We start from the raw sequence: 26,105 nt of genomic DNA on the forward strand, positions 1-26,105 counted from the left end.
AGTTCGCACCCCGCGAGCATTGCCCCATCGCTGCCTCCAGGCCGCCCCCCGGCGGTCGCGCATCGCCACAAGCCAAGAAATCCTTCGCGCATGTTTGATCTCTTGATTTAGAGCAATGCAACCGGCTGCGACATGGCCCAGACAGTTTGTATGCCGTCACCGACCTCGCTTCACGAGATAGACTTCCTTTCGGCCCTCCCCCACAAGGAGCGGGAGAAGCTCGCCGAGCAATGCACTTGGCATCGGCTCCCCCCGAACCAGATATTGATCGACGGCGACCCCGAAAACCCGCATGGCGTCTTTCTGCTGAGCGAGGGGGTCGTCGAGCTGTCGCGACGCGACGCCGGCGGCGACAGCGTTCCGATGGGATGGCTGTGCGCGACCGCCTGCCTGGGCGAGTTTGCGGCGATCACGAACAGTCCCGGCACGATATCCATCCGCACCGTCACCAGCTGCGTGTTCGCCGAACTTGCGAGGGAGACTTTCATTCCCCTTTTGAGCAGATATCCGGCGATGTCGCTGAGCCTTCTGAGAAAGACCATATCGATCGTGCGTGCGCTCGAAGACGACATCGTCCGGCTCCACAAGGCAGACGGTGTTCTCGCAACGGCACATCGGAAGGCGATACTGCGTTCGCTATGACGTGCGGGCCGACCGTTAGGGGCTTTTGAATGTCGCAAAGGGATTCGTAGTGTCGTATCCAGCTCATATTTCGGCTATCGGGCTTCTATTGCTGCTGGCTCTTGCGAGCGGTCATGGCGTCGGCAAGGCCGAACCATCGGGCGAGACCGATTTTCGCATCTCCTGCTCGGCCTGTCATGGCGAGGATGGTCGTGGCGGCGGGGGGAAGGTCTTTGGCCTGAGTGTGGAGCCGCCTGACCTGACGACCTTGAGAATTCGTAATGGCGGCGTCTTTCAGCGGGAAAGATTGCGTCGCATCATCGATGGGCGCGAGGATATCAAGCTGCACGGTGACCGCGAGATGCCGGTATGGGGGCAGTTGTTCAAGGTCGACGCCGAAGAGGGCCTGGGAGGAGCTGAGGGCGACGAAGCCACCGTTCGAAGGCGGATAGAAGCTCTCATCGATTTCATCGAGTCGTTCCAGAGATGAGCGGAGACATTGCGTTTCTCTATTTCTGGAGCGTCTCGATATATTTGACGATCGCCATTATCCGCTGCTCGATCTCGCGCTCAGCAGCTCTTGCCGTCTCGAGGGAGGTGCTGTCTTCGACGGCTTCATCCATAAGCCAGTCGCCCCAAATCGGCATCTCACGTGAACCGTGCGCATTGGTCATTTTGAGGCCAATGATCCAGTCGTAAACCGCCTTTTCGTCGAATACGCCATGCGCCCGCGCTCTGATGCGCGTGAGGTCGGGTGGCACCTTGGTCAAATTCCTGGTCAGCGGTCCGTTGCCCCTGGCGTCTGCATTGTGGCAATCGGCGCAAAGATCGAGAAAATCCTGGCGAACGCTGTCGGGCCCAGCAACAGCCGCACCCGCCTGGACAATCACGACCAAGGCAGCGGCTGCGAGGAAACGATGATGGAGACGCATCTTGATCCCTGCCGCCACTAGCCGTCGGGCGAAGCCGCCAAGATGCCGGCAATGATCGCCATGGCGCATAGAGCGAGGTAGGCGACGGATGCGACCGTCAAGCCATGCCAGAAGCTGCCGGTTTCGGACCAGATCGCGGCAATCCAATAGAGCTCGGCAAAAAACGGGACTGCAAAGGTCAGGAGTGCTGAGACATAACCTGAGGCGTGAAATGCCAGGAAGGTTGCATAAAGGTGGATCACTCCTCCCACCAGCGAGCACACCATGATGGACGTTCCTGTCATCGCCAGAGACAGCTCCAGCAGGATCTTGCGAGATCTGCCGCCTCGCGGCTGCACGTCATGCTTTCTTGCGGCGCTCATTCACGCAAGTTACCTCGCGGTGCGCCCGGAACATTTGATTTCGATCAACCGGGAATCATCCCTTTGTGCGGTCCTGGTCCTCGTCAAGAATCCGCCAGGCGGCGCCGTCGAGGTCGTCATACTGCCCTGCCCTGAGGCTCCACAGGAAAGCCACAAGCCAAATTGCGCCAAGGAGCAGAGCGAGCGGTATCAGGAAAATCAGACCACTCATGCGGCCCTCCCCTGCGGCGTGTCCAGGCGAGGCATCGTGATCAATGGCGCCGATGCATCAACCGGCTTCGGCTCCGAAAAGCTCATGCCGAGACGCAAGGCATTTGCGATCACGACCAGGCTCGATGACGACATAGCCACGGCGGCGACGAGCGGTGTCACCAAGCCGGTCATGGCGATGGGCACTGCCAGCAGATTGTAGAATATCGCCACGACGAAGTTCTGCTGCGCAATGGACCGGGCCTTGCGCGCGATGACTCTGGCAAAAGTGACGGCATCGAGCGACTCGCCCATGAAGACAATATTGGCGGCCGTCCGGCCGATATCGCTGGCCGTCGCCGGCGCCATGGAGGCATATCCCGCCGCAAGCGCCGGGGCATCATTGATGCCGTCGCCGACCATCAGGACCTTGCGTCCCATTTTCCGCAGCTCCTCGACGCGGTCGAGCTTCGCCTGCGGTGACAGGCCTGCGTGATAGGTCTCGATGCCGGTCTCCCGCGCGACCCTTCTCACGGCGACCTCCCGATCTCCCGACAGAAGCTCAACCGCCAGGCCTTGCACCCGAAGCTCCGCCACCGTCGCCCTGGCCTGCGGGCGCAACCGGTCCTCGAAGTGGAAGAACACGGGAGAGTCGGACTGCCGGCACAAGGCAATCTCCAGGCGTCCGTCATCATGGTCTCTCGCCGGCACGCCGCACCATGCCCTGCTTCCGAGCCGCAGTGCCTCACCCTTCCACTCACCCTCCAACCCCTGGCCCGGATGCTCGGCCACGCGATCCAGCGCCGTTGCCCCTATGCCGAGCTTATGCAGTCCGGCCGAGAGCGCCTTGGAGAGCGGGTGGCGGCTTTCCCGCGCCAGCCCGTGGGCCAGCGAAAGAATGGTGGCGGGCGCTCTGGGCAACTCCCGCATCTCGGGCGCGCCCAAGGTCAGCGTGCCAGTCTTGTCGAACACAACCGTATCGACTTCAGCGAGCTTCTCAAGCGCAGCGCCGCTCTTGATCATGATGCCCCGCCGGAACAGCATGCCTGAGGCCACGATTTGAACGGCCGGAACAGCGAGCCCCAACGCGCAGGGGCACGTGATGATGAGCACGGCGATCGCCGCCATCAGCGCGTCGTGCCAGCTTTGGCCGAGCATCAGCCAGCCGGCCAGGGTGGAGGCTGCGAGAACATGGACGGCAGGTGAATAGAAGCGGGCAAGACGATCGGCAATCCGCACATAGGCGGACTGATTCTGTTCGGTGGCGGCCATGAGCCGGATGAGATCGGCCAGAAAAGTATCGTTTCCCGTGGCCGTGACCGTCACAAGAAGAGGGCCGGTGAGGTTGAGCATGCCGGCCTGGACTGGATTTCCGCGCGCCACGGCTTCGGGCGCGCTTTCGCCGGTCATGATCGAGCGGTCCACGTCGCTCGCCCCTTGCACGATTTTGCCGTCGGCGGCGAATCTTTCGCCCACCGCGACGGCCATCATCATCCCGGCCCGCAGTGCCGTGGCCTGTATCCGGCGATGGGTGCCATCGGCTTCAACCCGAGTGGCGGCTGCCGGCGTCAGGGTCATCAGCCGGGAAATGGCGCCGCGCGCCCTGGCCCGCATGAGGTGATCGAGATAGCGGCCGACCAGCAGGAAGAAGAGCAGCGTCACCGCCGCGTCGAAGAAGGCGTGCCGCTCACCATTGATGGTTTCATAGAGGCTCATGAGGGATGTCAGGAGGACGCCCAGGGAAATGGGCACATCCATGTTCACCCGCCCATGGCGCAGCGCCGCCATTGCGGAAGTGAAGAAAGGCCGGCCGGCATAGATGACAGCCGGCAGGGCGATGAGCGCCGACAGCCAGTGAAACAGGTCGCGCGTCGCGGCCTCGGCTCCCGACCACACGGACACCGACAGCAGCATGACATTCGAAGCGGCGAACCCGGCAACAGCAAGCGCTCTCAGAAGGGCGCGGCCCTCCCGGTCGTCCTGAAGAAATCCGCTCTCGCGCGGGTCGAACGGGCGGGCGGGATAACCCAGGCCGGCCAGACGCTCGATGAAGGTCTGAGGCTCGACCTCCCCGTCCCGCCAGGTCACCGTGACCCTGCGAGCCGTAAGGTTGACGCGCGCCGAGACGACTCCGGCGATCGCCTGCATGGCCGTTTCGATGTTCCTTATGCAGGCGGCGCAATTCACCCCGGGAACAATGAGCTCGATCCGGCTGAGCCCCGGCCCGGCATAGCTCAACCATCGCTTTGCTTCTTCCGCTTCGAGACGTGGCGGTTCGTTGTCACTCGCGACGGGAGCGGGGCAGCATGTCATTGCGCGTCACCTCCGCGAACCTGGAAACGATAGAGGCGCCGCAAGGATTCCCCGGTCGCGGCGTGCGCTATCGCTTCGGCATCCCAAAGGCCGGGCTGAAGGGCCACGGCTGATTCATAGCTTCCCGGACTCGTCTCGATCAGCGTGAGCTGCCGGTCTTCACGGTCCGTCGATGGCCGCTGTAGTGTGACGGCTACTGTGGCCCTTCCGATCGGGCGCGACTGCGCATCCCTCAGGACCAGGGTCAGCTTGCCGCCCGCATAATCGAAACTCTCCCGCCAGCCGAGTTGCGCCTGGCGGCGCGCCTCCGCGAGATCCCGATTGAAGCCCTGGCTTGCGACATAACCGTTCTCGACCACGAGCCCGGTCCAGCTTCTCATCGCGAAGACGGCCAGCGTCGCATTCACCGCGATAATGATCCCGAAGAAGGTTGCCATGATCGCAAAGACCTGGCGACCAGCTATCGTCTTGACGCGGACGCTCATGGCTCGCCTCCTGCTTTCGAAGGACCGTGGAAGATCGCCGGATACTCGCTGCGTTCGGCATCCTCCGTCACAGTGGCGTCTGTTATGACGAAGGAAAAGCTCATCGTATCGCCCGGTATGGCCGATCTCGGCATGACGACATAGGCCTTTATGCTGCGCAGCTTGTCGGCCTCGACGTCGATGTCAAAGACACGCGAGGACGGCTGTTGAGACCCGGCCAACGTCATGTCCGCCGACGGCGCCCCCTCGATCGAGAGGCGGAAGGTTCGCGGCCGCTGCTCCATGTTGAGGATCTTGATCGTATAGCCGTTGCGGATCGATCCATCCGACAGCGTCACGAACAGAGGATTGCGGTCAGGCACGACATTGATGTCGAGACGCTCGCGCATGGAGAGGGCGATCAGCATGACAAGTCCGGCAGCCAGCCACAATCCCGAATAGACGATCGTGCGCGGCCGGAGCAGCGCATGGCGGAGCAGATCCCGCGGCGTGTAGGATTTCGCCACCTCATAGGCCTTGAGGCTGGAATAGGAAATGAGCCCCCTCGGCTTGCCGATCTTGTCCATGACGGAGTCGCAGGCATCGATGCACAGCGCGCAGGTGATGCAGGCGAGCTGCTGTCCGTCGCGAATGTCTATGCCCATCGGACAGACCGCGACGCACGCATTGCAGTCGACGCAGTCTCCGGCCGACTTTCCTTCCGCCAGAAGCTTCTTGCGATGCAGCGACCGCGGCTCGCCCCGCCAGGCATTGTAGGTAACGACGAGAGAATCCTCATCGACCATGGCCGCCTGGATGCGCGGCCATGGGCACATATAGATGCATACCTGCTCGCGCATGAACCCCGCCAGCACATAAGTCGTGGCGGTGAGGAGAGCGACCGACGAATAAGCGACGGGTGCGGCGTTTCCGCTTACAAGGTCACGGGCGAGTGACGGCGCATCGGCAAAATAGAAAATCCAGGCCCCGCCCGTCGCCACGCCGATCACCAGCCAGATGGCGTGCTTCGCAAGCCGCTTGCGCAGCTTGTCCAGAGACCAGGGCGCGGCATCGAGCTTTATGCGGGCGTTGCGGTCACCCTCCACCCAGCGCTCGATCACGAGGAAAAGATCGGTCCAGACGGTTTGCGGGCAAGTATAGCCGCACCAGGCCCGTCCCACGACGGAAGTGACGAGAAACAGCCCTACCCCGGCCATGATCAGGAGTCCGGCCACATAGTAGAATTCCTGCGGCCATATCTCGATGAAAAAGAAATAGAAACGGCGATGTGCAAGATCGATCAGGATCGCCTGGTCCGGCGCATAAGGGCCGCGATCCCACCTTAGCCATGGCGCGGCATAGTAGATACCGAGAGTTACCGCCATGATCAGCCATTTGAACCTGCGGAAGTCTCCAGAGGCGCGCTTGGGGTGGATCTTCGTGCGCGCCGCATAGAGCGTCACGCGCCGCGGCGCATTGGCGGCATTGACCGCCTCTACATTGTGGCGCTCGACGTCGGTCGATCCGCCATCGACATTCTGGTTCGGCATGGGAGGCGAGTGGTCCATTCAGAGCTCATTGCCGCTGCAGTGTCTCGCCGCCGCCCAGCGAGTAAACATAGATCGCCAGTTCCTTGATCGTGACATCATCCAGGCGTCCGCCCCAGGCCGGCATCACGCCCTGGCGGGGTCGCGTGATCTGCGCGACGATGGATTCCTTGCCGCCGCCATAGAGCCAGATGGCATCATTGAGCCGGGCGCCACCGACATCCCGGACGCCTTCGCCCCGCTCGCCATGGCAGGAGACGCAATTCGCCGCATAGAGCGGAGCGCCCTTAGCCGCTGCCTCGGCATCATGCGGCTGGCCTGACAGGGACAGCACATACTCCGCGGTCGAGCTGATCTCATCCGGACTGAGCATGCCGTCACCGAAAGCGGGCATCTGGGAAAAGCGCGTCTCATTGTCGCCGGCAAAGCGGACGCCGTTCTGAAGCGTCGTATGGATCTCCTCGAAAGTGCCGCCCCACAGCCAGTCGTCGTCATTGAGATTGGGGTAACCCTTGCCACCGGCAGCACCTGAGCCATGGCATTGTATGCAATTGACCTTGAATGCGGCGGCGCCACCGGCACGGGCAAATTCGAAGAGTTTCGGATCCTGCGAGATCTGTCCGAAATCCGCCGCCTTGATCCTGTCGCGCCATTCGCCTTGCGCGCCGGCCGCTTCAGCGATTTCCTTCGCCACCTCCCCCCGGCTCGAATAGCCGAACAAGCCGCTCGTAGCGGAATTGACGAGCGGCCAGGCCGGATAGACAACCGAATAGGCCAACGCCCAGACAATCGTTCCGTAAAAGGTCCACAACCACCAGCGCGGCAGCGGCGTGTTGAGCTCCTTGATGCCGTCCCATTCATGGCCGGTTGTCGACGTTCCGCTGATGTCGTCGCGCTCGATCTTTGACATCGTCATATCTCCTTGTCGTCATCGAGCGGCAGCCTGGCGATCCGTGCATAGACCTTCCCCGCGCCAGGCCGCATCGCGAAAGCGACAATGCCGACGAAGATCATGACCAGCGCCAGGAGACCCCAGCTGTCGGCAAAATGTCTGAGCGTGTCATACGTCATTTCATCACCGCAGATTGGTTTCGGCTTTGTAAGCGTTGAAGTCGACAAGCGTGCCAAGCATCTGCAAATACGCGATGAGGGCATCCATCTCGGTGACGCGCCCGGGCTGTCCGTCGAAGTCGCGCGTCTCGGCTTTCGGATAGCGCTTCTGGAAGGCCTCCACGTCGCCCGCATCCGGATTCGCCTGGACCAGGAAGTCGGTGAGCGCGCTCGCGATCATGTCGTCCGTGTAAGGCACGCCTACATTGGCATTGGCACGCAGATGGCTGGCCATATCCTTGCCGGTGAGCTCCGTCTCGAGCAGGAACGGGTAGCCCGGCATGATCGATTCGGGCACGACACTGCGCGGATCGATGAGGTGATCGCGGTGCCACTCATCGGAATAGCGGCCGCCGACGCGCGCCAGATCGGGGCCAGTGCGCTTTGAGCCCCACTGAAATGGATGGTCATACATGCTTTCGGCGGCAAGGCTGTAATGCCCATAGCGCTCCACCTCATCGCGGAAGGGCCGGATCATCTGACTATGGCAGAGATAGCAGCCCTCGCGGATGTAGATATTGCGCCCGGCAAGCTCGAGAGGCGCATATGGACGCATCCCTTCCACTTTCTCTATCGTGTTTTGCAGGTAGAAGAGCGGCGCGATCTCGACGATGCCGCCGATGGTGACGACGACCAGGCTCAGGATCAGCAGCAGCGTGGCGTTGCGCTCGATGAATTCATGACGGGGGAAGCGGAACATGGAGCTCTCCTAGGCCACGGCCACGGCGGCGGCCGGGGCCCGTTGACGGACATCACCTCTCACCGTGCGGATCAGGTTGTAGGTCATGACCAACGCGCCCGCGAGATAGAGAATTCCGCCCGTCGCCCGGATGAAGTAGTAGGGATGCATGGCGGCGACGCTCTCGGCGAAGGAATAGACGAGAAAGCCCTGATCGTCGTATTCGCGCCACATCAGCCCCTGCATGATGCCGGCGACCCACATGGAGGCGGCATAGAGAACGATGCCGAGCGTGGCCAGCCAGAAATGCCAGTTGACCAGCCTCAGGCTGTAGAGCTCTTGCCTGCCCCAGAGCCTCGGCACCAGATGGTAGACGGCGGCGATGCTGATCATTCCCACCCAGCCCAAGGCGCCCGAATGCACATGGCCGATCGTCCAGTCGGTGTAGTGGGACAGTGAGTTGACGGCTTTGATCGACATCATCGGGCCCTCGAAGGTCGACATGCCGTAAAAGGCGACGGCGAGGACCATGATGCGCAGGACCGGATCGGTCCTGAGCTTGTCCCAGGCGCCGGACAGCGTCATCAGTCCGTTGATCATGCCGCCCCATGACGGCATCCACAGCATGATCGAGAAAATCATGCCGAGCGACTGCGCCCAATCGGGCAATGCCGTGTAGTGGAGGTGATGCGGTCCGGCCCATATATAGAGGAAGATCAGCGACCAGAAATGGACGATGGAGAGGCGGTAGGAGTAGACCGGCCGCTGGGCCCGCTTGGGAACAAAGTAATACATCATGCCGAGGAAGCCGGCGGTCAGGAAGAAGCCGACGGCATTGTGGCCGTACCACCATTGGGTAAGCGCATCCTGGACGCCGGAAAACAGTGAGTAGCTTTTCGCGCCAAGAAGCGAGACCGGCAGGGCCAGGTTGTTGACCACATGGAGCATCGCGATCGTGACGATGAAGGACAGATAGAACCAGTTGGCCACGTAGATATGCGGTTCCTTGCGCTGGATGAGAGTTGCAAGGAAAACCGCCAGATAGGCTACCCAGACGACGGTAAGCCAGAGATCGACATACCATTCGGGCTCGGCATATTCGCGTGATTGCGTGACGCCGAGCAGATAGCCCGTGGCCGCCAGGACGATGAAAAGCTGGTAGCCCCAGAACACGAACCAGGCGAGATTGCCGAGGGCAAGCCGTGTGCGGCAAGTGCGCTGGACGACATAGAAGCTCGTTGCGATGAGGGCATTGCCGCCGAAGGCAAAAACAACGGCCGAGGTATGGAGCGGCCGCAAACGGCCGAAGTTGGTCCAGGGCAGGTCGAAATTGAGTGCCGGAAAGGTGAGCTGCAGGGCGATGACGACACCGACCAGGAAGCCGGCGAGCCCCCAAAAGACGGTGGCGATCATGCCGGCCTTGACGACACCGTCGAGATAGGCGGAAGCGTCGGTCGGGCTCGACTGCCCATGGGGGAAACGGCGGGCATGGAAGACAATCACCGCAGCTGCGGCGAGAAAACCGATCCAGGCATGAACGGCAAAGCCGCTGTCCTTCGCCGTCGCCGCCAACAAGATCATGAGAAATGCGACACCGCCCCACATAGCGGTCTTCGCCAGTTGCTCCGAATCCGACATGCGCCTCGACCCTCTTTGTCGTTACGGCTCCGCTCTTATGGGAGAGACGGTGGGGAGGCTTTGATCTGGGTCAATGCGCCCGAGCGAGGGCTTGCCCATCAATATGAAGACGGAGTTACAAGCTCACAATGCCAACCGAAACAGTCCATTCCGACAACTGGCTGCGCCGCGGTCCGCTGGATCTCATTGAGCACGAGCATCAGGTTCAGGCGCAGCTGTGCGACTCGCTTGAAAGGATTGCCGATGACCTTCCGGACAATGTTGATCGGCGGCTCTGCCTGCAGGTCATAGACTCGCTTCAGTTCGAGATGCCTTTGCATCATCGCGATGAAGAGCTTGGCCTGTTTCCCTTGATCGAAAAGCGGGCTCTTCCCGACGACAACATCCATGACATACTGGCCCGCCTCGCGCTCGAACACGCAACCGATGAGAGCTTCGCCAGCGAGCTTCTGGAGAGCCTGGAAGGCTTGAGCGAAGGCAAGAAGCTGAAGAATCCCGATATGGTCGGCTATATGCTGCGCAGCTTCTTCGAGAGCTACCGGCGGCACATTCTCTGGGAAAATGCCATCGTCCTGCCTCTGGCGCGCGCGCGCCTGACGCATGAGGATATGGACGAGCTCCATCGCACCATGGCCACTCACCGCCAATAGTATAGGCCCGGATTCAGTGAGAGACGAGAACGGGACACCTCATGTCGCGCAGTACCGTGCGCGTGACACCGCCGAGGATGAACTCGCTCAGGCGCGAATGTCCATAGGCCCCAATCACCAGCAGCCCGGCGCCCAGATCCGCAGCCTTCCCCAGAAGCAGGTCGCCGGCATTTTCACCGCCAGCGTCGCGCGACGTGACCACGGCCTTGACCCCGTGCAGGCCCAGCGCCTCGGCGATCCCGGCGCCTGGTGATGCTTCCGACCGCAGGTGTTCGTCCGGCGGATCGATCCACACCACATGGACCGCCCTGGCGCGCCTAAGGATCGGCAGGCTGTCGAATACGGCACGGGCGGCCTCGCGCGAGCCGTTCCAACCGATGACCACGGTTTCCGGAACGACCGCCAGCGGAGCGTTGAACGGCACGACGATAACCGGCCGGCCGGCTGCCACAGCGATGCGCGGCACGAAATCCAATTCGACGCCCAGTTCGGATTTGGTGTCGACATTGCTCAGCAGGATCAGATCGGAGTGGCGGCCATGCTCTATCACACTGTCGCCGATCAAGGGGCTGGCCGAGTTTTCAACTCGCAGGCGGTGGCGAAGGGTGTCATCCGGAAATCCGGCCCGGAAGGCCGCACCGACCGAGGCGGACTGGCGGCGGAAATACTCCCGGTGGGTTTCAAACATCTCCGGTATCGGCTCATATCGGGCTGAAGGATAGACGGGAGCCGCTGGAATGACATAGAGGCCTGTGACATGCGCCTCGAATTCCCGCGCAAGAACGGCCGCCGTGGCTATGACGGCCCCGTTGTTGGATGTCTCATTGAGGCTGGCGAGGATGGTCCTGAAAGACATGGGCGCGGCCTTGAGGAATGAGCCGGTACTCCTGGCATCACAGGACCATGCGCTCCTTGACTTGTGTCAAAGAGCCATGCCCTGACCGGCAACATCGACCAGGGCCGCGATATCCGGCACTTCCAATGTGCGCGTATCGCTCATACCGACAATGCCGGCGGCCTTGAGACGGGTCAGCTGCCGGCTCACCGTCTCTATCGTCAGCCCGAGATAGTCGGCCATGTCCGCACGTCTGAGCGGCAGCTCGAAGCGCGTGAGCGACGGCTTCTCATTCGGGCATGCGACGACAAGGCTCCGACGGGCGAGCAGAAGCAGGAAACTGGCTACTTTCTCTTCCGCCGTCTTCCGCCCGAGCAGCAGCATCCACTCCCGCGCGGCATCGAGCTCGTCCAGCGTTCGCTCGAACAGACGGTGCTTGAGGTCGGGATAGACGTCGATCAGCCTCTCAAAGGCCTCATTCGGGAACATGCAGACTTCGACATCGCTGGCGGCCTCGGCGAAATAGGGATTGTTGCGGCTAAAAGCCCGACCGAGGAAATCGGGCGGAAACAACAAGCCGACGATCTGCTGGCGACCGTCGGCTATCGTCTTGGTGAGCTTGATGGTTCCGGAGATGATATTGGCGAAGAATGTCACAGGCTCCTGGTCGGACATGATCACCTGTCCCACCGAGTATTTCTTGCGATGCGAGATTTCACTGAGACGGGAAAGCTGTTCATCGGTCATTGCCCCGCATACCGCGCGATTTCGTACCGCACAGTGCTGGCAGCGAAAAATCGGAGCAAGGCGGTCGGCGTTTGGCAGGGCTTTTGTCATTCTCCTCAGAGACCGTCCGTTCGAGTTCCGGGCCAGCCTAGTGTGGAAAGCCCTCCCTTCTTTGATCCAAATCAATTGCGGTGAGGGGCTTTGACCGAGATCAAGGCATCGTCCGCCAGAGGAGCAAATCTGTACGAATGGACGAGCATAACACCCCCAAATGCCATCTGAGGCAGACCTGCCATCCCGTCAGCGACCCGCGATCGGCCGGTCTGGTCGACAAATATGACGGCCGCGTGCCACGCTATACGAGCTACCCCACCGCGGTGAACTTCCGCCCGGCGATCGGGCCGAATCAGTACCGAAGCTGGCTTTCGGCCCTCGCACCCGATCAGCCGCTGTCGCTCTATCTGCATATTCCTTTCTGCGAGCGCCTGTGCTGGTACTGCGCATGCCATACCGGTGTCAGCCATAGGCGGCAACCCGTCGCCGACTATCTCCAGTCCCTGTTGAAGGAGATCGACCTCGTAGCAGGAGCTATCCCGCACCGGCCGGTGCTGTCCGCGCTGCATCTGGGCGGGGGTTCGCCGAACGTGCTTTCGGCTTGCGATCTGGCTCAGCTCTTCAACCGTCTTCGCGAGCGATTCGCCTTTGCCGACCAGGCGGTGATCGCAGCCGAATTGGACCCGCGGTCGCTCACCCAGGAATGGATCACGGCGGCAACGGATCTCGGCCTCAATCGCGCAAGCCTTGGCGTCCAGGACCTCGACCCGGCCGTCCAGGCGGCCATCAACCGCATTCAGCCATTTGAGATGGTTGAGTGGTCGATCGGGGCACTGCGCCGCAAAGGCGTCAGTTCAGTCAATGTCGACATCGTCTATGGCCTGCCGCGCCAGACCATTCGTGGATTGGCGCAAACCATCGATCAGCTCGTCGGGCTCGAACCCGACAGGGTGGCGCTCTTCGGCTACGCCCATGTCCCCTGGATGATGCCGCGGCAGAAGCTCATCAAGGAAGATGAACTTCCGGACGTGCGTCAGCGTTACCAGCAGCAGCTGGTGGCCGGCAACAAGCTTCAGGAAGCGGGCTACATCCCCATCGGCCTCGACCATTTCGCGCTGCCGTCCGACGATCTTGCCATCGCGGCGGAGAACGGACTCCTGAGGCGGAATTTCCAGGGCTATACCAGCGACGACGCCAGGACCGTGATAGGCCTCGGCGCTTCCTCGATCAGCACCCTCGAGCATGGCTTCGCGCAGAACAATCCGGACATTCGAAAATGGCGGGAGGATGTGGGCAAAGGCCGTTTCGCCACTTATCGCGGTATCGCATTGTCGCGCGAAGACCGCTTCTGGTCGGACATCATCCAAACGCTCATGTGCGAGCTCGAAGTCGATTTCGTTCCTATCCTGCGGTATTGGCAAATGCCGCCGTCCATCCTGACCCAGGCGATGGCCCGGCTCGGTGAAATGGAGAGCGACGGGCTGATCAGGCTGAGCGGCTCCATCCTCGCGGTAACCCGATTGGGCCGCCCGTTCCTGCGGACAATCTGCGCCAGCTTTGATCAGTACATAGTCGATCACAATTCGAACCTGCGTCATGCCCGGGCGATCTGAGGTTCCGGATCCCCGCAAGCTGATAGCTTGACGCCGGCCAAGGATCGTTTGGCGGCTTCGCCCTAGTCTCGGCTCGGTCAGTCCGCGGCATCGGGGGGCAAAGGAGGATTGCGAATAATGGCCAAGACAAGCATCAGGCATAGCGATCACGTCTTGAATACCGTGCAATCAAACCAGGCCGCCGCCCTGTCGGCCGTTGCGGCATCGTGGCGCCGCTCGGCGCTGCATCATGGCCTGGATCCGGCCGAATCTCTGCGCGGCGAACGCCTGGGCGAAAGCGGGATGGTGCGGCTGCGCGAAGCCAACGGCGAGTTGCTGTCGGTGGCATCTCCCATATTCGACTCGCTGTTCGGCACTCTTTGTCGCGCAGGATGCGGCATCTACCTGGCGAATGAGAACGGCGTCGTGATCGAGAGCCGTTGCACGGCCGGCGATACGGCCCTGTTCGAAACGCTCAACCTCGTCCGAGGTGCATGCTGGAGCGAAGCGGCGGAGGGAACCAACGGGATCGGCACCTGCCTCGTCGAAGCCAGGCAGGTCGCGATCCTGCGCCACGAGCATTTCGCCAGCCGCAATATCGGCGTGAGTTGCATGGACTCTCCGATCTTCGATCCAGAGGGCCGGCTCGTCGCGGCGCTCGATGTTTCGACCTGCCGCTCCGACCATGGCGAAGCCATGGCCGGCGTGATTGCGGCGCTGGTGCATTGTACCGCGCAACAGATCGAGCGCGATTATTTCTGCCTGCGCTACGCCAATGCGAGGATTTTTTTCGCCGAGGCCGACGGCTCGGCAGGAGGGCCCGCGCTGCTGGCCGTTGATCGGGATGATCTCGTCATCGGCGCTACCCGCGCGGCACGCGTGCGGTTTCGTCTCGGATTGCAGCCCCTGATGGCTCCCCGTCCCCTTGCCGATCTGATCGGCATGGCCGACAGGACAAGCTTCAGGGACGGCGAAAGGGCGGTGCTGCATCAGGCGCTGGCGCGCTCGGGCGGCAATGTCACTGCCGCGGCACGACGGCTCGGCATCGGCAGGGCGACATTCTATCGCCGCATGGAGCGCGTTGAGCTGGCGTGCGCGCATTGAGACGCCTTATGTCTCGCCAGTGAGACAGTATGATCTTCCGGCTGCCGCCCCCTCCTTTCCCCGCACAGCCTGGCATGAAAGGCTGATCCGCAGAGGCGAATGATGGATTTCGCCCCTGTATGAAGGAGGACATGCAATGAATATTCACGTGGCTGAGCGCGCCCTCAAGGCGGCGCCGTTCGCCAAGAGTTACGACAACTTCATCGGCGGACGATGGGTAGCACCCAGGGCCGGCCGTTACTTCGACAATATCTCGCCAATCACCGGGAAGCGGGTATGCCAGGTCGCCCGATCCGATGCGGACGACATCGAGCTTGCGCTCGACGCCGCGCATGCGGCCAGGGAGGCCTGGGGACGCACCTCGCCGGCTGAGCGCTCGGTCATCCTCAACCGGATAGCCGATGCGATGGAGGCCAATCTCGACCTGCTCGCCACGGCCGAAACCTGGGACAATGGCAAGCCGATCCGCGAGACGAAAGCCGCTGACATTCCCCTCGCCATCGATCATTTCCGCTATTTCGCCGGCTGCATCCGCGGGCAGGAAGGCTCGATCGCCGAGATCGACCACGACACCGTGGCTTATCATTTCCATGAGCCTCTGGGCGTGGTCGGCCAGATCATTCCATGGAATTTTCCGATCCTGATGGCCACATGGAAGCTCGCGCCCGCATTGGCCGCGGGCAACTGCGTCGTCCTGAAGCCGGCCGAGCAGACGCCCGCTTCCATCTTAGTTCTCCTCGAGCTTATCGCCGACCTGCTGCCTGCCGGTGTGGTCAATGTCGTCAACGGCTACGGGCTGGAGGCCGGCAAGCCGCTTGCCTCGTCCAAGCGTATCGCCAAGATCGCTTTCACCGGCGAGACATCCACAGGCCGGCTGATCATGCAATATGCCAGCGAGAACCTCATTCCGGTATCGCTGGAGCTCGGCGGCAAGTCGCCCAATATCTTCTTCGCCGACGTCGCCGCCCATGACGATGCCTTCTTCGACAAGGCGATCGAGGGATTCGTCATGTTCGCGCTCAATCAGGGCGAGGTCTGTACCTGTCCCTCGCGCGCCCTGATCCATGAAAGCATCTTTGACCGCTTCATGGCGCGGGCCCTGGCCCGGGTCGGGCAGATCATCCAGGGCAATCCGCTCGATCCTGCGACGATGATCGGCGCCCAGGCGAGCGCCGAGCAGCAGGAAAAAATCCTGCGCTATCTCCAGATCGGCCGCGACGAAGGGGCCGAGGTGCTTGCCGGCGGCGGCGCCGCAAAGCTCGGGGGCGATCTCGCCGGGGGCTATTACATCCAGCCGACCGTATTCCGCGGACACAACAAAATGAGGATCTTCCAGGAGGAGATCTTTGGTCCGGTCGTGTCCACCACCACCTTCAGCACGGCGGAAGAGGCTCTCTCCATCGCCAATGAGACATCCTACGGACTCGGTGCCGGGGTCTGGAGCCGCGATGCCAATACCTGCTACCGCTTCGGCAGGGCGATCCAGGCCGGACGGGTGTGGACCAATTGCTATCACGCCTACCCGGCGCATGCCGCTTTCGGCGGATACAAGCAATCCGGCATCGGACGCGAGACCCACAAGATGATGCTGGACCACTATCAGCAGACCAAGAATCTCCTGGTCAGCTACAGCCCGAAGAAGCTGGGCTTCTTCTAGCAGACACTGTCCGCGCTGATCAATAAGAGGGGGCCAGAGCGCCGGGCGTTCTTCGGAGCGTCCCGGCGCTCCGATTGATGGAAATCAAAGCCGCATGCGGATGCGCCGCCTAGGATTGGGCAAAAGGAGGCCCATCATGCGCATGCCGAAAACACTGTACCTGATCGCCGATGGCGGTCGCGCCCGCTATATCGAGCGCACCGGTCCCGGCCGTTTCAATACTTTCCGGAAATTCGTCTCCGCGCACATGCATGAGAAATCATCCGCGCTGTCCCGCGACAGGCCGGGACGTGTACGCGAGAGCGCAACGACCGCTCGCCATGCCATAGAGGCCAGAGGCAATCCCCGCGATAAGGTCGAGACCGGCTTCATACGCGCAATCGCCGCGGATATCAGCGCAGACGCGTCGCTGGCCGATTTCGACATGCTGGTGTTCATCGCACCGGCCAAGCTCCAGAAAGTGCTCCGCGACGCTTTGCCTCCTGCCCTCGCCGGCAAGCTCGCCAAATGCATCGACAAAGATCTGACCAAGGTTCCCGACGACGATCTGTACCGGCATTTGCCTGTGTTTCTCGCAGGGCAAGCGACCAGCTAGTTCCCCCTCACCGCCAGGAGAAGCCCCATGCTTCCGAAAACAGCACACGCCAACGCATCCAGACGATTTCCCAAGGGCTTTGCAAAGGTCAGGCTGCGTCTGGCACGCGAGCCTGGCCATCCACAGGGAAGCCATGAGCATGGCTACGATCTCGTGATGCCGCTGAGCAAAACCGGCCGGATCGACAGTGACCTTTGGAAAGCCCATCGCGACCTGTGCCGCGTCGTGCACTACCGTTCAGGAGAGGAGCACGACCTCGGCCACATGGTCCGCCAGCCTGGCGGCCAGTGGACGTTCCGCTATGACATCAAGGGGGACGAGGGAGACCCCCGGGGATACCACTTTGCGGCCGAGCGGTTCACCGTCGGCGAGTATATTTCGATCACGGAGGACGACGGGCCGCATACCTACCGTGTGGTCACGGTCGAGAGGCTTTGAGCACATCGCGCGCCATGATGCTGGTTGAATATGGCCGGCCATTGGTGATGCGCGAGCGTTCTCCTCCAGTTCCGCGAGCCGGCGAAATTCGCGTCAGGATAGGCGCCTGCGGGGTTTGCCGGACGGACCTTCATGTCGTCGACGGTGAGTTGCCGAAGGTCCCGCTGCCCCTTGTTCCCGGCCATGAGATTGTCGGGCTTATTGAGGAAATCGGCTCCGGAGTCACGCGCCTGGAATTGGGCCAGCGGGTCGGAATTCCGTGGCTCGGCCATACATGCCAACAATGTGCCTACTGTCTGTCGGGGCGCGAAAATCTTTGCGACCGGCCTCTATTTACCGGCTACACGCGCGACGGCGGCTATGCCACCCACGCGGTTGCCGATGCCCGCTATGCTTTTGCGCTGCCGGACGGGAAGCCTGATCCATCGCTCGCCCCCCTGCTCTGCGCCGGGCTAATCGGCTGGCGGTCGCTGCGGATGGCCGGCGACGCAAAATGCCTGGGACTTTACGGCTTTGGCGCTGCCGCCCATATCGTGGCGCAGGTCGCGAAATGGGAGGGCCGGCGGATATTCGCCTTCACACGCGGAGGGGACACGGACAGCCAGACCTTCGCCTTGCGCCTTGGCGCCGAATGGGCTGGCGCGTCCGATCAGGAGCCACCCGAACCATTGGATGCCGCCATCGTCTATGCGCCGGTTGGCACGCTCGTCCCGCAAGCTCTGAAGGCCGTGCGCAAGGGCGGGCGCGTCGTCTGTGCCGGGATACATATGAGCAATATCCCAAGCTTTCCCTATCGATTGCTTTGGGAGGAGCGTCAGGTCGTTTCCGTAGCCAATCTCACGCGCGATGACGGAGAAGGCTTCTTCCGCCTGGTTCCGCAAATGGGCATCGAGACGAAGGTTTCCACATATCCGCTTGCCGAAGCCAATCGGGCGTTGGCCGACCTGCGCCAGGGCAGAGTCCTGGGCGCGGCGGTGCTGTCGATGTGAGGATTTCGACGTGAAGAAGCGGAAGCCGGATGCAAAATCAAGATGTGCGGTCACCGGACTCGCATATCCCGTTCACGACCTCATCCCCATCGAGCTCCTGAGGCAGGCCATAGTCGACAGGGTCCGCAAGGATCATCCCAAACTGCCAAATCATGCGATGATCAGCCGGCAGGAATCCAATCGCTACCGGGCTGCCTATGTCGAGGAGATGCTGATAGCCGAGCGCGGCGAGCTCTCCCATCTCGAGCAGCAAGTTGCCCGAAGCCTTGTCGAAGGAGATCTGATCTCTGCGAATATCGAAAAAGACTATGCTATCCGGCGCAGCTTCGCGGAGCGCGCCTCTGACAATCTCGCCAATTTCGGCGGCAGCTGGATTTTTCTCCTCTTCTTCGCCCTGGGTCTCGGCATCTGGATTCTCCTGAACAGCGCAGGCTCAATCCGCTTCGATCCCTATCCCTTCATCCTCCTCAACCTGCTCCTGTCCTGCGTCGCGGCCGTACAGGCTCCCATCATCATGATGAGCCAGCGCAGGCAGGAGGCCAAGGACCGACTGAGATCCCTGAATGACTACCGGATCAATCTGAAGGCGGAACTCGAGATCCGTCACCTGCATGAGAAAATAGATCACCTGCTGTTCAATCAGTGGCAGAGATTGTCGGAAATTCAGGAGCTGCAGATCGAGATCATGCAAGGCCAGTCGATGCCGCGAAAATGAGACGGATCGTGTCCACGGGCAATTGAGCCAGATCAAAAATTCTCCGGCAGAGATGAAATAGACCTGACGCAAAGGAGTGGGCAATGCGAGAGATCCGCAATATCGAGAACATCCTCATCGGCTTGACCGTCGAGAGCAAGGCGGAACCGACCGCTGCGGTCAGCTATGGCCTCTCCCTGGCAAAGCAGGCTCATGCACAGGTGACCGTGTATGCGCCATCGACGAAGCTCGTCCTGCCGCATGCTTTTGTCAGTGGAACGGCCGCCGGCATAGTGGCGGCGGAGAATCGTCATCTCGAGGAACTTGCGCGCGAGGCCGTCAAGCGCATCGAAGCCGAGGCTCGGGCCGCTCGCGTCGCCGCGTCCGTCCACTCTCCCCAGCTCAAGCGCCTGAAGCTGGTGGAGGACTTTACCAAGGAGGCCCGCCTGCACGACCTCATCATTCTCGACACCGAATCGCAGGCGATCGACATCGATCGCGATCTCATCGAAGCAGCCTTGCTGGACAGTGGCCGGCCTCTCATTGTCGTGCCGGCGGAGCACAAGGCGTTCAGCGCCCGGCATGTGGTCGTCGCCTGGGATGGCAGCAACAAGGCGGCGCGCGCCCTTTTCGATGCACTGCCTCTGCTGCGTGTCGCCCAAACCATCGAAGTCGTGCAGGTTGTGGGGGAAAAGGACCTCACCAACGCGATCCCGGGCTCAGCCCTCGTGGCGCATCTGCTTGCTCATGGCGTCCAGATCGAAGCCAAGACCATCGCCGCGCGCGATGGCGACGTGGCCGATGCTTTGCGTCAGTATGCCGAGCGTTCCGCGGTCGACCTGATTGTCATGGGCGGCTTTGCGCATGCCCGTATAAGGCAGTTGATCCTCGGCGGTGTCACCCAGTCTCTCCTGCGGCATTGCGATGTCCCGCTGTTCCTCTCTCACTAGGAGGAAGAGCAGCCTGCGGAGCCAAAAGAGGCTTCCGGCTTGAACGGATCTGATGCTAGACTCCCAGCGTCATCGATCAAGACAGCCGGTAAAAATGCCCCAGAATCCACTGAGCAAGGGCGCCGAGGTATCCAAGCTCGAGGCCATTCTCAACTCGGCCGTTGCCGCCATCATCACGATAGATACAAGGGGGATCATCGACTCCGTGAACCCCGCAACCGAACGGATTTTCGGATATGCGGCGCGCGAGCTGATCGGGCAGAATGTCCGCATACTGATGCCCGAGCCTTTCCACAGCGAGCACGACGCCTATGTCTCGAGCTATCTGTCCACCGGAAAGCGCAAGATCATCGGCATTGGCCGCGAGGTTATCGGAAGGCGAAAGGATGGCGCGACCTTCCCCATCGATCTGGCCGTGAGCGAGTTCATCGCCGATGGCGAGCGCTATTTTACCGGGATCATCACCAATCTCAGTGACCGCAAGCGGGTGGAGGAGGCGTTGCTGGACAGCGAGCGCAAGCTCGCCCAGGCCCAGAGACTGGAAGCGGTTGGCCAGCTGACCGGCGGCATTGCCCACGATTTCAACAATCTGCTGACCGTGATCACCGGCAACCTCGAGCTGATCGAGATGCGCATGCAAGGTGATGATCTTCGCAAGATGCTGCGTGATGCCCAGGAGGCCGCCGACCTCGGCGCAAAGCTGACGTCCCGGCTGCTCGCCTTTGCTCGAAGGAGTCATCTGGAGCCCGAGATTCTCGATATCAACAATCTGGCCCTCAATGTCACAAGCATGCTGCGCCGCACGCTCGGCGAACACATATCTTTGTCTACCGTGCTGGCTCCCGACCTGTGGCCCGTGAAAACGGATCCTACCCAGGCGGAAAGTGCGCTGGTGAACCTCGCCATCAATGCACGCGACGCGATGCCCAAGGGAGGAAAGCTCTTGGTCGAGACGCGCAACGCTCAAATGAAGGAGATTCGAAGCGGGAACAACGTCGAGTTGCCACGTGGCGACTATGTCCGGATTTCGGTATCCGATACGGGAATAGGGATGCCGGCAGAAGTGAAGGACCGCGCCTTCGAGCCGTTCTTCACCACCAAGACGAGAGGCCACGGCACAGGCCTCGGCCTTAGCATGGTCTATGGCTTTGCCAAACAATCGGGAGGCCATGTTACAATCCACAGTGAAGTCGGCCATGGCGCAACCATCAACATCTATCTCCCGCGCGTAGATGGGACAGCCGCGCCCGGCGCGGCGGGGATCGAGAGCGACACCGGAGCGGGACAGAGCAGAATTGTCCTCGCGGTCGAGGATGACGATGCTGTCAGAAGCTTGACGGTCACGCGGCTCAGAACACTGGGCTACGAGGTTCACGAAGCACCCGATGGGGCCAGCGCCATCAGGCTGCTCGAGAACGGTCTCAAGATTGACCTGCTGTTCAGCGATCTGGTGATGCCGGGCGGACTGTCCGGTTATGACGTGGCCAAGAGGGCCAGGGAAATCGACCCTGCAGTCCGGGTGCTGCTCACGTCGGGATATGCGGAAGACCTTCTTCGCACCGATGACCTGGGCGAGTTCAAGCTGCTCCGCAAACCCTATCGCCTTACCGATCTGCGTCAGGCGCTCGATGCGGCCTTCGGCGACAATGCGTGAGTTCCCGTTGACCTGCGTCAAAGTGGGGCTCCACCGAAACTCCTAACATCAGCACCATTGCGTCAAATGGTGCTGTCATGAAGTCAATTTTCGTCGCCGTCAGTGGAACCAGCTCCGACAATTCCGTTCTCGATGCGGCTCATGCAATAGCAACCCCTCTCCACGCTCATCTCGATTTTGTCCACATCCCGCTTGCCTCAATAGAAGTTGCGGAATTCAATCATCATATCGAATTCGCACGCGGGGGCGCGCTCGAAACCGCGCTCAAGGAACTGCTGCCGAAGAGCGAGGATGCGGCGATGAAAGCACGCATGCATGTAACGGACTTTTGCACGTCCAGGAACATCCTGCGCATGTCGTCGCCAACCGGCATGAGCCAGGTGACTGCCAGTTGGATCGCGAGCCCGCTCGGCCCCGGCATCAACGGGATCATCCGGGCGGCCCGGGCACACGACCTCATTGTCATCGGCCGCTCGGCGGTGAAACGCAGCTGGTCGCAAAGCCTGCTGGAGAACCTCGTAACGGACTGCGGACGTCCGGTTCTCATCATCCCGCCTGGCTCTGCAACACCGGAGTTGAACAAGATCGCGATCTGGTGGAAGGACCATGGCGCCGCTGCCCGTGCCGTGAGCGCTGCTCTGCCCGTCCTCGCCGCGGCGCGCAAGGTTGCGGTGATGAGCGTCCTCGAAAAGGACGATCACGCGGCGGATGGCGCGGTGGATCTGGCGAACCAGCTCCGCTGGCATGGTATGGAAACGACGACCGAAATCCTCAGGCTCGACCACCGGGCGACAATCGACGTGCTGTGGTCGGCAAGCCTCGCCGCAAGGGCGGATCTCGTGGTGATGGGCGGCTTCAGCCGCTCCAGAATCCGGGAGATGGTCTTCGGCGGCTGCACCCAGGCGGTGCTTGAAGCCGGTGCACGGCCGATTTTCCTGTTGCATTAGCTCAGAACCGGCGGAGCGAAATGAGGCTTTCAGCGTTACCTCAGGACCATGGAAGCAAGGCCGATCCGCGCCACAGGAGTTTCAGATGACAATGCAGGCATCGATATCCCGCCATCACAGCTACCTGTCCGAGAACGAATCCCGCGCCATCGATGCCTACTGGCGCACTGCGAACTATCTGACCGTCGGCCAGATCTATCTGCTCGACAACCCCTTGTTGCGCGAGCCCTTGCGCCTGGAGCATGTCAAGCCGCGGCTCCTGGGACATTGGGGCACATCGCCCGGCCTCAATTTCATCTATGCCCATTTGAACAGGGTCATCCGGCAGAGGGACGCAGATCTGATCTATGTCTGCGGCCCGGGTCATGGCGGTCCCGCCATGGTCGCCAATACTTATCTCGAAGGGACCTATAGCGAGCTTTACCCGGATGTGACGCTCGATGAATCCGGCATGCGCAAGCTCTTCCGCCAATTCTCCTTCCCAGGCGGAATTCCGAGCCACGCCGCGCCCGATGTTCCCGGCTCGATCCACGAGGGAGGCGAGCTCGGCTATGCTCTGTCGCACGCCTTTGGCGCGGCTTTCGACAATCCGGACCTCGTCGTCGCCTGCGTCGTCGGCGACGGCGAAGCCGAGACCGGCCCGCTGGCGACGGCGTGGCATTCCAACAAGTTTCTCAACCCGAAGCATGATGGCGCCGTTCTTCCCATCCTGCATCTCAACGGCTACAAGATCGCCAATCCCACGATACTGGCGCGCATCCCGGCCGATGAGCTGCATTCCCTGTTCATTGGCTATGGCTATGAGCCGCTTCTTGTCGAGGGCGACGATCCGGGCTTGATGCATGAGAAGATGGCCACGGCGCTCGATGACGCCTTCGATCGCATCAGGGCCATTCAGATCACCGCCCGGCAGGAAGCGGATATGCGCTCGCGCCCGAAATGGCCAATGATCATCTTGCGCAGTCCCAAGGGCTGGACGGGCCCGAAGCAGGTCGACGGGCTCAAGACCGAGGGCTTCTGGCGGTCGCACCAGGTGCCGCTTTCCGGACTTGCGGAAAATCCGGAGCATTTAAGGCTTCTCGAGCGCTGGCTCAGAAGTTACCGCCCGGAAGAGCTGTTTGACGAGAGCGGAGCCCCCCTCGCTTCCATCCGCGCGACGACCCCCCTGGGCGCGCGCCGGATGAGCGCCAATCCCAATGCCAATGGCGGCCTGCTGCGCAAGCCGCTCCACCTGCCGGATTTGCACCAGCACGCCGTGGTCGTGGAGCAGCCGGGCTCGGCAAAAGCTGAATCTACGAGGGCAATGGGCAGGTTCCTGCGCGATGTGCTGAAGCTGAACGCGCCGACGGGGAATTTCCGCATTGTCGGCCCGGACGAGACCGCTTCGAACCGGCTGCAGGACGTCTTCGAGGTGACGGATAGGGCGTGGATGGCGGAGATCCTGCCTGAGGATGTGGCCCTTGGACGGGAGGGCCGGGTCATGGAAATCCTGTCAGAGCATACCTGTCAGGGCTGGCTCGAGGGCTACATCCTGACCGGCCGGCATGGCATCTTCTCCTGCTACGAGGCGTTCATCCACATCGTCGATTCGATGTTCAACCAGCACGCAAAATGGCTGGATGCCTGCCGTGACATTGCCTGGCGGCGGCCAGTCTCGTCGCTGAACTACCTCTTGTCGAGCCATGTCTGGCATCAGGAGCACAATGGCTTCAGCCACCAGGATCCGGGCTTTATCGACGTCGCCCTCAACAAGAAAGCCGACGTTGTACGCGTCTACCTCCCGCCGGACGCCAACACGCTGCTGTGGGTCACCGACCATGTCCTGCGCACCTGGAACAGGATCAATATCATCGTGTCCGGAAAGCCCCCTTCGTGGCAGTGGTTGTCGATGGATGAGGCCATAGCCCATTGCCAGGCCGGCCTCGGCATATGGGAATGGGCCTCGACCAATCGTGGCGAGGACCCCGATGTGGTGATTGCCTGCGCCGGCGACGCCCCGACGCTCGAAACGCTTGCCGCCGTCCAGATCCTCAAGGAGCACTTGCCGGGATTGAAGATCAGGGTGGTCAATGTGGTTGATCTGATGACACTGCTTCCCAAGGAGGTCCATCCGCACGGACTCTCGGACAACGAGTTCGATCGCATCTTTACAACGAGAAAACCCGTCATTTTCGCGTATCACGGCTATCCTGCGACGATCCACAAGCTGACCTACCGCCGCACCAATCATCGCAATATCCATGTGCGGGGCTATGACGAGGAAGGAACGACGACCACGCCTTTCGACATGACCGTGCTAAACGGTCTCGACAGGTTCCATCTGGTCCAGAATGTGCTCAAATGGCTTCCTGACCTGGATAAAGAGCGGCCGCGATTGAATCTGCTGATGGAGGACAAGCTCGCAGAACATCGCTCCTATATACGAAAATGGGGCCAGGACATGCCGGAAGTCCGTGAATGGCACTGGAACGGTACACGCCGGTAGCAGCACCTGTCTGTGCCCGAGCCACGACTTGGTCAGGCTTTGATCACCTTGCCCGTGAAGCTGTAGCCTGCACCTCTTATGGTCTTGATCAGGCTCGTCGCTTCGGAGTCGCCATCGAGCTTCTTGCGCAGGCGCGAGACTTGGCTATCGATGGCGCGATCATTGGCAGCCCAGTCATGGCCTTTGAGCTGGTCCATGATCGCATCGCGGGAGAGCACATGCCCGGGACGCTTGACCAGCACGGCGAGGAGATCGATTTCAGCCGTGGTCAAGGAACACGGTTTGCCATCCGGTTGATTTAGTTCGCGTCTCGTCAGGTTGAATTCCCAGCCGTCAAACCGGTAGATCACCTCCATGGCGGATGTGGTCGCGCCGCGGTCAGCCTGCGCACCGGAGCGCCGCAGGACCGAGCGGACGCGAGCAAGCATTTCCCTCAGATGGAAGGGCTTTGCGATATAGTCATCGGCCCCGACCTCGAGTCCGACGACACGGTCGATCAGATCACCTTTGCCGGTCACCATGATGATCGGAACCTGCGATTCGGCGCGAATACCGCGTGCAATCTCCAGCCCACTCTCGTTCCCCAGCGTCAGGTCGAGCGTTATGAGACCCACTCCACCGGCCTTCACAAGTTTGGTGAGCTCGGCACCGCTCGCTGCTTCGCTGACCCGGTAACCCTCCGCCTCAAAGCAATTGCGCAGGAGAGTGCGGATTGGCGGCTCATCATCCACGACAGCAATATGAACTGGATTGGCTTTCAATGACGATCCCGCTGGAGCGATGACGGTGAGTGTCACGGCAACGAGTAACACAGGACACAACTTGCCACAAACCGGCACAATCGCGGCAAACGGTGGCGATGCGAGAGGCGTTTCCTGAG

The 26,105-nt window shown here is 61.4% G+C and carries 27 protein-coding genes; 14 read left to right on the top strand and 13 right to left on the bottom strand.

Annotated elements, in window-relative coordinates; genetic code table 11:
* Positions 1–132 precede the first annotated feature (132 nt).
* Positions 133–642, top strand: coding sequence for a Crp/Fnr family transcriptional regulator (locus DT068_RS15465; RefSeq protein WP_119390766.1), 510 nt, complete (start codon positions 133–135; stop codon positions 640–642).
* A 49-nt stretch (positions 643–691) separates the two neighbouring features.
* On the top strand, positions 692–1,111 hold the full coding sequence (locus DT068_RS15470) for a c-type cytochrome (protein WP_162914218.1): 420 nt from the start codon (positions 692–694) through the stop codon (positions 1,109–1,111).
* 19 nt (positions 1,112–1,130) lie between these two features.
* On the opposite strand, the gene DT068_RS15475 is transcribed toward DT068_RS15470, so the two are convergent.
* From DT068_RS15475 to ccoN, 10 genes are read right to left on the bottom strand one after another with little or no spacing between them, the layout of a single operon-like run.
* A complete protein-coding gene (locus DT068_RS15475; protein ID WP_162914219.1) occupies positions 1,131–1,553 on the bottom strand; it encodes a c-type cytochrome in 423 nt (140 codons plus the stop codon).
* 17 nt (positions 1,554–1,570) lie between these two features.
* A complete protein-coding gene (locus DT068_RS15480; RefSeq protein ID WP_119390769.1) occupies positions 1,571–1,915 on the bottom strand; it encodes a hypothetical protein in 345 nt (114 codons plus the stop codon).
* Between the two features lie 55 nt (positions 1,916–1,970).
* On the bottom strand, positions 1,971–2,126 hold the full coding sequence (ccoS, locus tag DT068_RS15485) for a cbb3-type cytochrome oxidase assembly protein CcoS (RefSeq protein ID WP_119390770.1): 156 nt from the start codon (positions 2,124–2,126) through the stop codon (positions 1,971–1,973).
* Complete coding sequence (locus DT068_RS15490; RefSeq protein ID WP_119390771.1) at positions 2,123–4,417, bottom strand: heavy metal translocating P-type ATPase; 2,295 nt, start codon at positions 4,415–4,417, stop codon at positions 2,123–2,125. Before DT068_RS15490 ends, ccoS begins: the two co-directional genes overlap by 4 nt.
* Positions 4,414–4,902, bottom strand: a complete 489-nt coding sequence (locus tag DT068_RS15495) for a FixH family protein (protein ID WP_119390772.1) — start codon at positions 4,900–4,902, stop codon at positions 4,414–4,416. The genes DT068_RS15490 and DT068_RS15495 overlap by 4 nt, the downstream gene beginning before the upstream one ends.
* Positions 4,899–6,449 (bottom strand): cytochrome c oxidase accessory protein CcoG, encoded by a 1,551-nt coding sequence (gene ccoG / locus DT068_RS15500; RefSeq protein ID WP_119390773.1) that lies wholly within the window; start codon positions 6,447–6,449, stop codon positions 4,899–4,901. Before ccoG ends, DT068_RS15495 begins: the two co-directional genes overlap by 4 nt.
* A 7-nt stretch (positions 6,450–6,456) precedes the next feature.
* Positions 6,457–7,338, bottom strand: a complete 882-nt coding sequence (ccoP, locus tag DT068_RS15505) for a cytochrome-c oxidase, cbb3-type subunit III (protein ID WP_119390774.1) — start codon at positions 7,336–7,338, stop codon at positions 6,457–6,459.
* Positions 7,339–7,340: 2 nt separating this feature from the next.
* Positions 7,341–7,499: a cbb3-type cytochrome c oxidase subunit 3 gene (locus tag DT068_RS15510; RefSeq protein ID WP_119390775.1), complete on the bottom strand. Its 159-nt coding sequence runs from the start codon at positions 7,497–7,499 to the stop codon at positions 7,341–7,343.
* 4 nt (positions 7,500–7,503) lie between these two features.
* The gene (ccoO, locus tag DT068_RS15515) at positions 7,504–8,238 is read right to left on the bottom strand and encodes a cytochrome-c oxidase, cbb3-type subunit II (protein ID WP_119390776.1); all 735 of its coding nucleotides are present in this window, start codon (positions 8,236–8,238) and stop codon (positions 7,504–7,506) included.
* Between the two features lie 9 nt (positions 8,239–8,247).
* The gene (ccoN, locus tag DT068_RS15520) at positions 8,248–9,855 is read right to left on the bottom strand and encodes a cytochrome-c oxidase, cbb3-type subunit I (protein WP_438816438.1); all 1,608 of its coding nucleotides are present in this window, start codon (positions 9,853–9,855) and stop codon (positions 8,248–8,250) included.
* 128 nt (positions 9,856–9,983) lie between these two features.
* On the opposite strand from ccoN, the gene DT068_RS15525 reads away from it, so the two are divergent.
* On the top strand, positions 9,984–10,505 hold the full coding sequence (locus tag DT068_RS15525) for a hemerythrin domain-containing protein (RefSeq protein WP_119390778.1): 522 nt from the start codon (positions 9,984–9,986) through the stop codon (positions 10,503–10,505).
* Positions 10,506–10,518: 13 nt separating this feature from the next.
* Here DT068_RS15525 and DT068_RS15530 read toward each other — a convergent pair whose 3' ends face one another.
* Together DT068_RS15530 and DT068_RS15535 are read right to left on the bottom strand one after the other, a co-directional pair.
* Positions 10,519–11,361, bottom strand: coding sequence for a universal stress protein (locus DT068_RS15530; protein WP_119390779.1), 843 nt, complete (start codon positions 11,359–11,361; stop codon positions 10,519–10,521).
* A 66-nt stretch (positions 11,362–11,427) separates the two neighbouring features.
* Positions 11,428–12,177, bottom strand: a complete 750-nt coding sequence (locus tag DT068_RS15535) for a Crp/Fnr family transcriptional regulator (protein WP_119390780.1) — start codon at positions 12,175–12,177, stop codon at positions 11,428–11,430.
* Between the two features lie 137 nt (positions 12,178–12,314).
* On the opposite strand from DT068_RS15535, the gene hemN reads away from it, so the two are divergent.
* From hemN to DT068_RS15590, 11 genes are all read left to right on the top strand, one after another.
* On the top strand, positions 12,315–13,733 hold the full coding sequence (gene hemN, locus DT068_RS15540) for an oxygen-independent coproporphyrinogen III oxidase (protein WP_119390781.1): 1,419 nt from the start codon (positions 12,315–12,317) through the stop codon (positions 13,731–13,733).
* Between the two features lie 117 nt (positions 13,734–13,850).
* Positions 13,851–14,816, top strand: coding sequence for a helix-turn-helix domain-containing protein (locus DT068_RS15545; protein WP_119390782.1), 966 nt, complete (start codon positions 13,851–13,853; stop codon positions 14,814–14,816).
* A 136-nt stretch (positions 14,817–14,952) separates the two neighbouring features.
* A complete protein-coding gene (gene adh, locus DT068_RS15550; RefSeq protein ID WP_119390783.1) occupies positions 14,953–16,473 on the top strand; it encodes an aldehyde dehydrogenase in 1,521 nt (506 codons plus the stop codon).
* A 136-nt stretch (positions 16,474–16,609) separates the two neighbouring features.
* Entirely contained in the window at positions 16,610–17,068 is a 459-nt protein-coding gene (locus DT068_RS15555; protein WP_162914220.1) for a host attachment protein, read from the top strand.
* Between the two features lie 27 nt (positions 17,069–17,095).
* Positions 17,096–17,506 carry a hypothetical protein gene (locus DT068_RS15560; RefSeq protein ID WP_119390785.1) on the top strand — a complete coding sequence of 137 codons (411 nt, stop codon included), beginning with the start codon at positions 17,096–17,098 and terminating at the stop codon, positions 17,504–17,506.
* A 14-nt stretch (positions 17,507–17,520) separates the two neighbouring features.
* Complete coding sequence (locus DT068_RS15565; RefSeq protein ID WP_119390786.1) at positions 17,521–18,495, top strand: zinc-dependent alcohol dehydrogenase family protein; 975 nt, start codon at positions 17,521–17,523, stop codon at positions 18,493–18,495.
* Positions 18,496–18,505: 10 nt separating this feature from the next.
* Entirely contained in the window at positions 18,506–19,210 is a 705-nt protein-coding gene (locus DT068_RS15570) for a DUF1003 domain-containing protein (protein ID WP_119390787.1), read from the top strand.
* Between the two features lie 83 nt (positions 19,211–19,293).
* Complete coding sequence (locus DT068_RS15575; protein ID WP_119390788.1) at positions 19,294–20,139, top strand: universal stress protein; 846 nt, start codon at positions 19,294–19,296, stop codon at positions 20,137–20,139.
* 94 nt (positions 20,140–20,233) lie between these two features.
* The gene (locus DT068_RS15580; protein WP_162914221.1) at positions 20,234–21,793 is read left to right on the top strand and encodes a PAS domain S-box protein; all 1,560 of its coding nucleotides are present in this window, start codon (positions 20,234–20,236) and stop codon (positions 21,791–21,793) included.
* Positions 21,794–21,870: 77 nt separating this feature from the next.
* A complete protein-coding gene (locus DT068_RS15585; protein WP_119390790.1) occupies positions 21,871–22,740 on the top strand; it encodes a universal stress protein in 870 nt (289 codons plus the stop codon).
* Positions 22,741–22,831: 91 nt separating this feature from the next.
* Positions 22,832–25,225: a phosphoketolase family protein gene (locus DT068_RS15590; RefSeq protein ID WP_368904778.1), complete on the top strand. Its 2,394-nt coding sequence runs from the start codon at positions 22,832–22,834 to the stop codon at positions 25,223–25,225.
* A gap of 32 nt (positions 25,226–25,257) precedes the next feature.
* Here the strand turns inward: DT068_RS15590 and DT068_RS15595 are convergent, their stop codons facing one another.
* Positions 25,258–26,022 (bottom strand): response regulator, encoded by a 765-nt coding sequence (locus DT068_RS15595; RefSeq protein WP_368904754.1) that lies wholly within the window; start codon positions 26,020–26,022, stop codon positions 25,258–25,260.
* Positions 26,023–26,105 lie beyond the last annotated feature (83 nt).

The organism is Taklimakanibacter lacteus (genome assembly GCA_003576695.1).
In the GTDB taxonomy this organism is placed as follows: Bacteria; Pseudomonadota; Alphaproteobacteria; order Rhizobiales; family Aestuariivirgaceae; genus Taklimakanibacter; species Taklimakanibacter lacteus.

Bases quoted from the DNA above. Each gene is read 5' to 3' on its own strand.
- DT068_RS15465 (WP_119390766.1), top strand. From the start codon at position 133: ATGGCCCAGACAGTTTGTATGCCGTCACCGACCTCGCTTCACGAGATA.
- DT068_RS15475 (WP_162914219.1), bottom strand. From the start codon at position 1,553: ATGCGTCTCCATCATCGTTTCCTCGCAGCCGCTGCCTTGGTCGTGATT.
- DT068_RS15480 (WP_119390769.1), bottom strand. From the start codon at position 1,915: ATGAGCGCCGCAAGAAAGCATGACGTGCAGCCGCGAGGCGGCAGATCT.
- ccoS (WP_119390770.1), bottom strand. From the start codon at position 2,126: ATGAGTGGTCTGATTTTCCTGATACCGCTCGCTCTGCTCCTTGGCGCA.
- DT068_RS15490 (WP_119390771.1), bottom strand. From the start codon at position 4,417: ATGACATGCTGCCCCGCTCCCGTCGCGAGTGACAACGAACCGCCACGT.
- DT068_RS15495 (WP_119390772.1), bottom strand. From the start codon at position 4,902: ATGAGCGTCCGCGTCAAGACGATAGCTGGTCGCCAGGTCTTTGCGATC.
- ccoG (WP_119390773.1), bottom strand. From the start codon at position 6,449: ATGGACCACTCGCCTCCCATGCCGAACCAGAATGTCGATGGCGGATCG.
- ccoP (WP_119390774.1), bottom strand. From the start codon at position 7,338: ATGTCAAAGATCGAGCGCGACGACATCAGCGGAACGTCGACAACCGGC.
- DT068_RS15510 (WP_119390775.1), bottom strand. From the start codon at position 7,499: ATGACGTATGACACGCTCAGACATTTTGCCGACAGCTGGGGTCTCCTG.
- ccoO (WP_119390776.1), bottom strand. From the start codon at position 8,238: ATGTTCCGCTTCCCCCGTCATGAATTCATCGAGCGCAACGCCACGCTG.
- ccoN (WP_438816438.1), bottom strand. From the start codon at position 9,855: ATGTCGGATTCGGAGCAACTGGCGAAGACCGCTATGTGGGGCGGTGTC.
- DT068_RS15525 (WP_119390778.1), top strand. From the start codon at position 9,984: ATGCCAACCGAAACAGTCCATTCCGACAACTGGCTGCGCCGCGGTCCG.
- DT068_RS15530 (WP_119390779.1), bottom strand. From the start codon at position 11,361: ATGTCTTTCAGGACCATCCTCGCCAGCCTCAATGAGACATCCAACAAC.
- DT068_RS15535 (WP_119390780.1), bottom strand. From the start codon at position 12,177: ATGACAAAAGCCCTGCCAAACGCCGACCGCCTTGCTCCGATTTTTCGC.
- hemN (WP_119390781.1), top strand. From the start codon at position 12,315: ATGGACGAGCATAACACCCCCAAATGCCATCTGAGGCAGACCTGCCAT.
- DT068_RS15545 (WP_119390782.1), top strand. From the start codon at position 13,851: ATGGCCAAGACAAGCATCAGGCATAGCGATCACGTCTTGAATACCGTG.
- adh (WP_119390783.1), top strand. From the start codon at position 14,953: ATGAATATTCACGTGGCTGAGCGCGCCCTCAAGGCGGCGCCGTTCGCC.
- DT068_RS15555 (WP_162914220.1), top strand. From the start codon at position 16,610: ATGCGCATGCCGAAAACACTGTACCTGATCGCCGATGGCGGTCGCGCC.
- DT068_RS15560 (WP_119390785.1), top strand. From the start codon at position 17,096: ATGCTTCCGAAAACAGCACACGCCAACGCATCCAGACGATTTCCCAAG.
- DT068_RS15565 (WP_119390786.1), top strand. From the start codon at position 17,521: ATGATGCTGGTTGAATATGGCCGGCCATTGGTGATGCGCGAGCGTTCT.
- DT068_RS15575 (WP_119390788.1), top strand. From the start codon at position 19,294: ATGCGAGAGATCCGCAATATCGAGAACATCCTCATCGGCTTGACCGTC.
- DT068_RS15580 (WP_162914221.1), top strand. From the start codon at position 20,234: ATGCCCCAGAATCCACTGAGCAAGGGCGCCGAGGTATCCAAGCTCGAG.
- DT068_RS15585 (WP_119390790.1), top strand. From the start codon at position 21,871: ATGAAGTCAATTTTCGTCGCCGTCAGTGGAACCAGCTCCGACAATTCC.
- DT068_RS15590 (WP_368904778.1), top strand. From the start codon at position 22,832: ATGCAGGCATCGATATCCCGCCATCACAGCTACCTGTCCGAGAACGAA.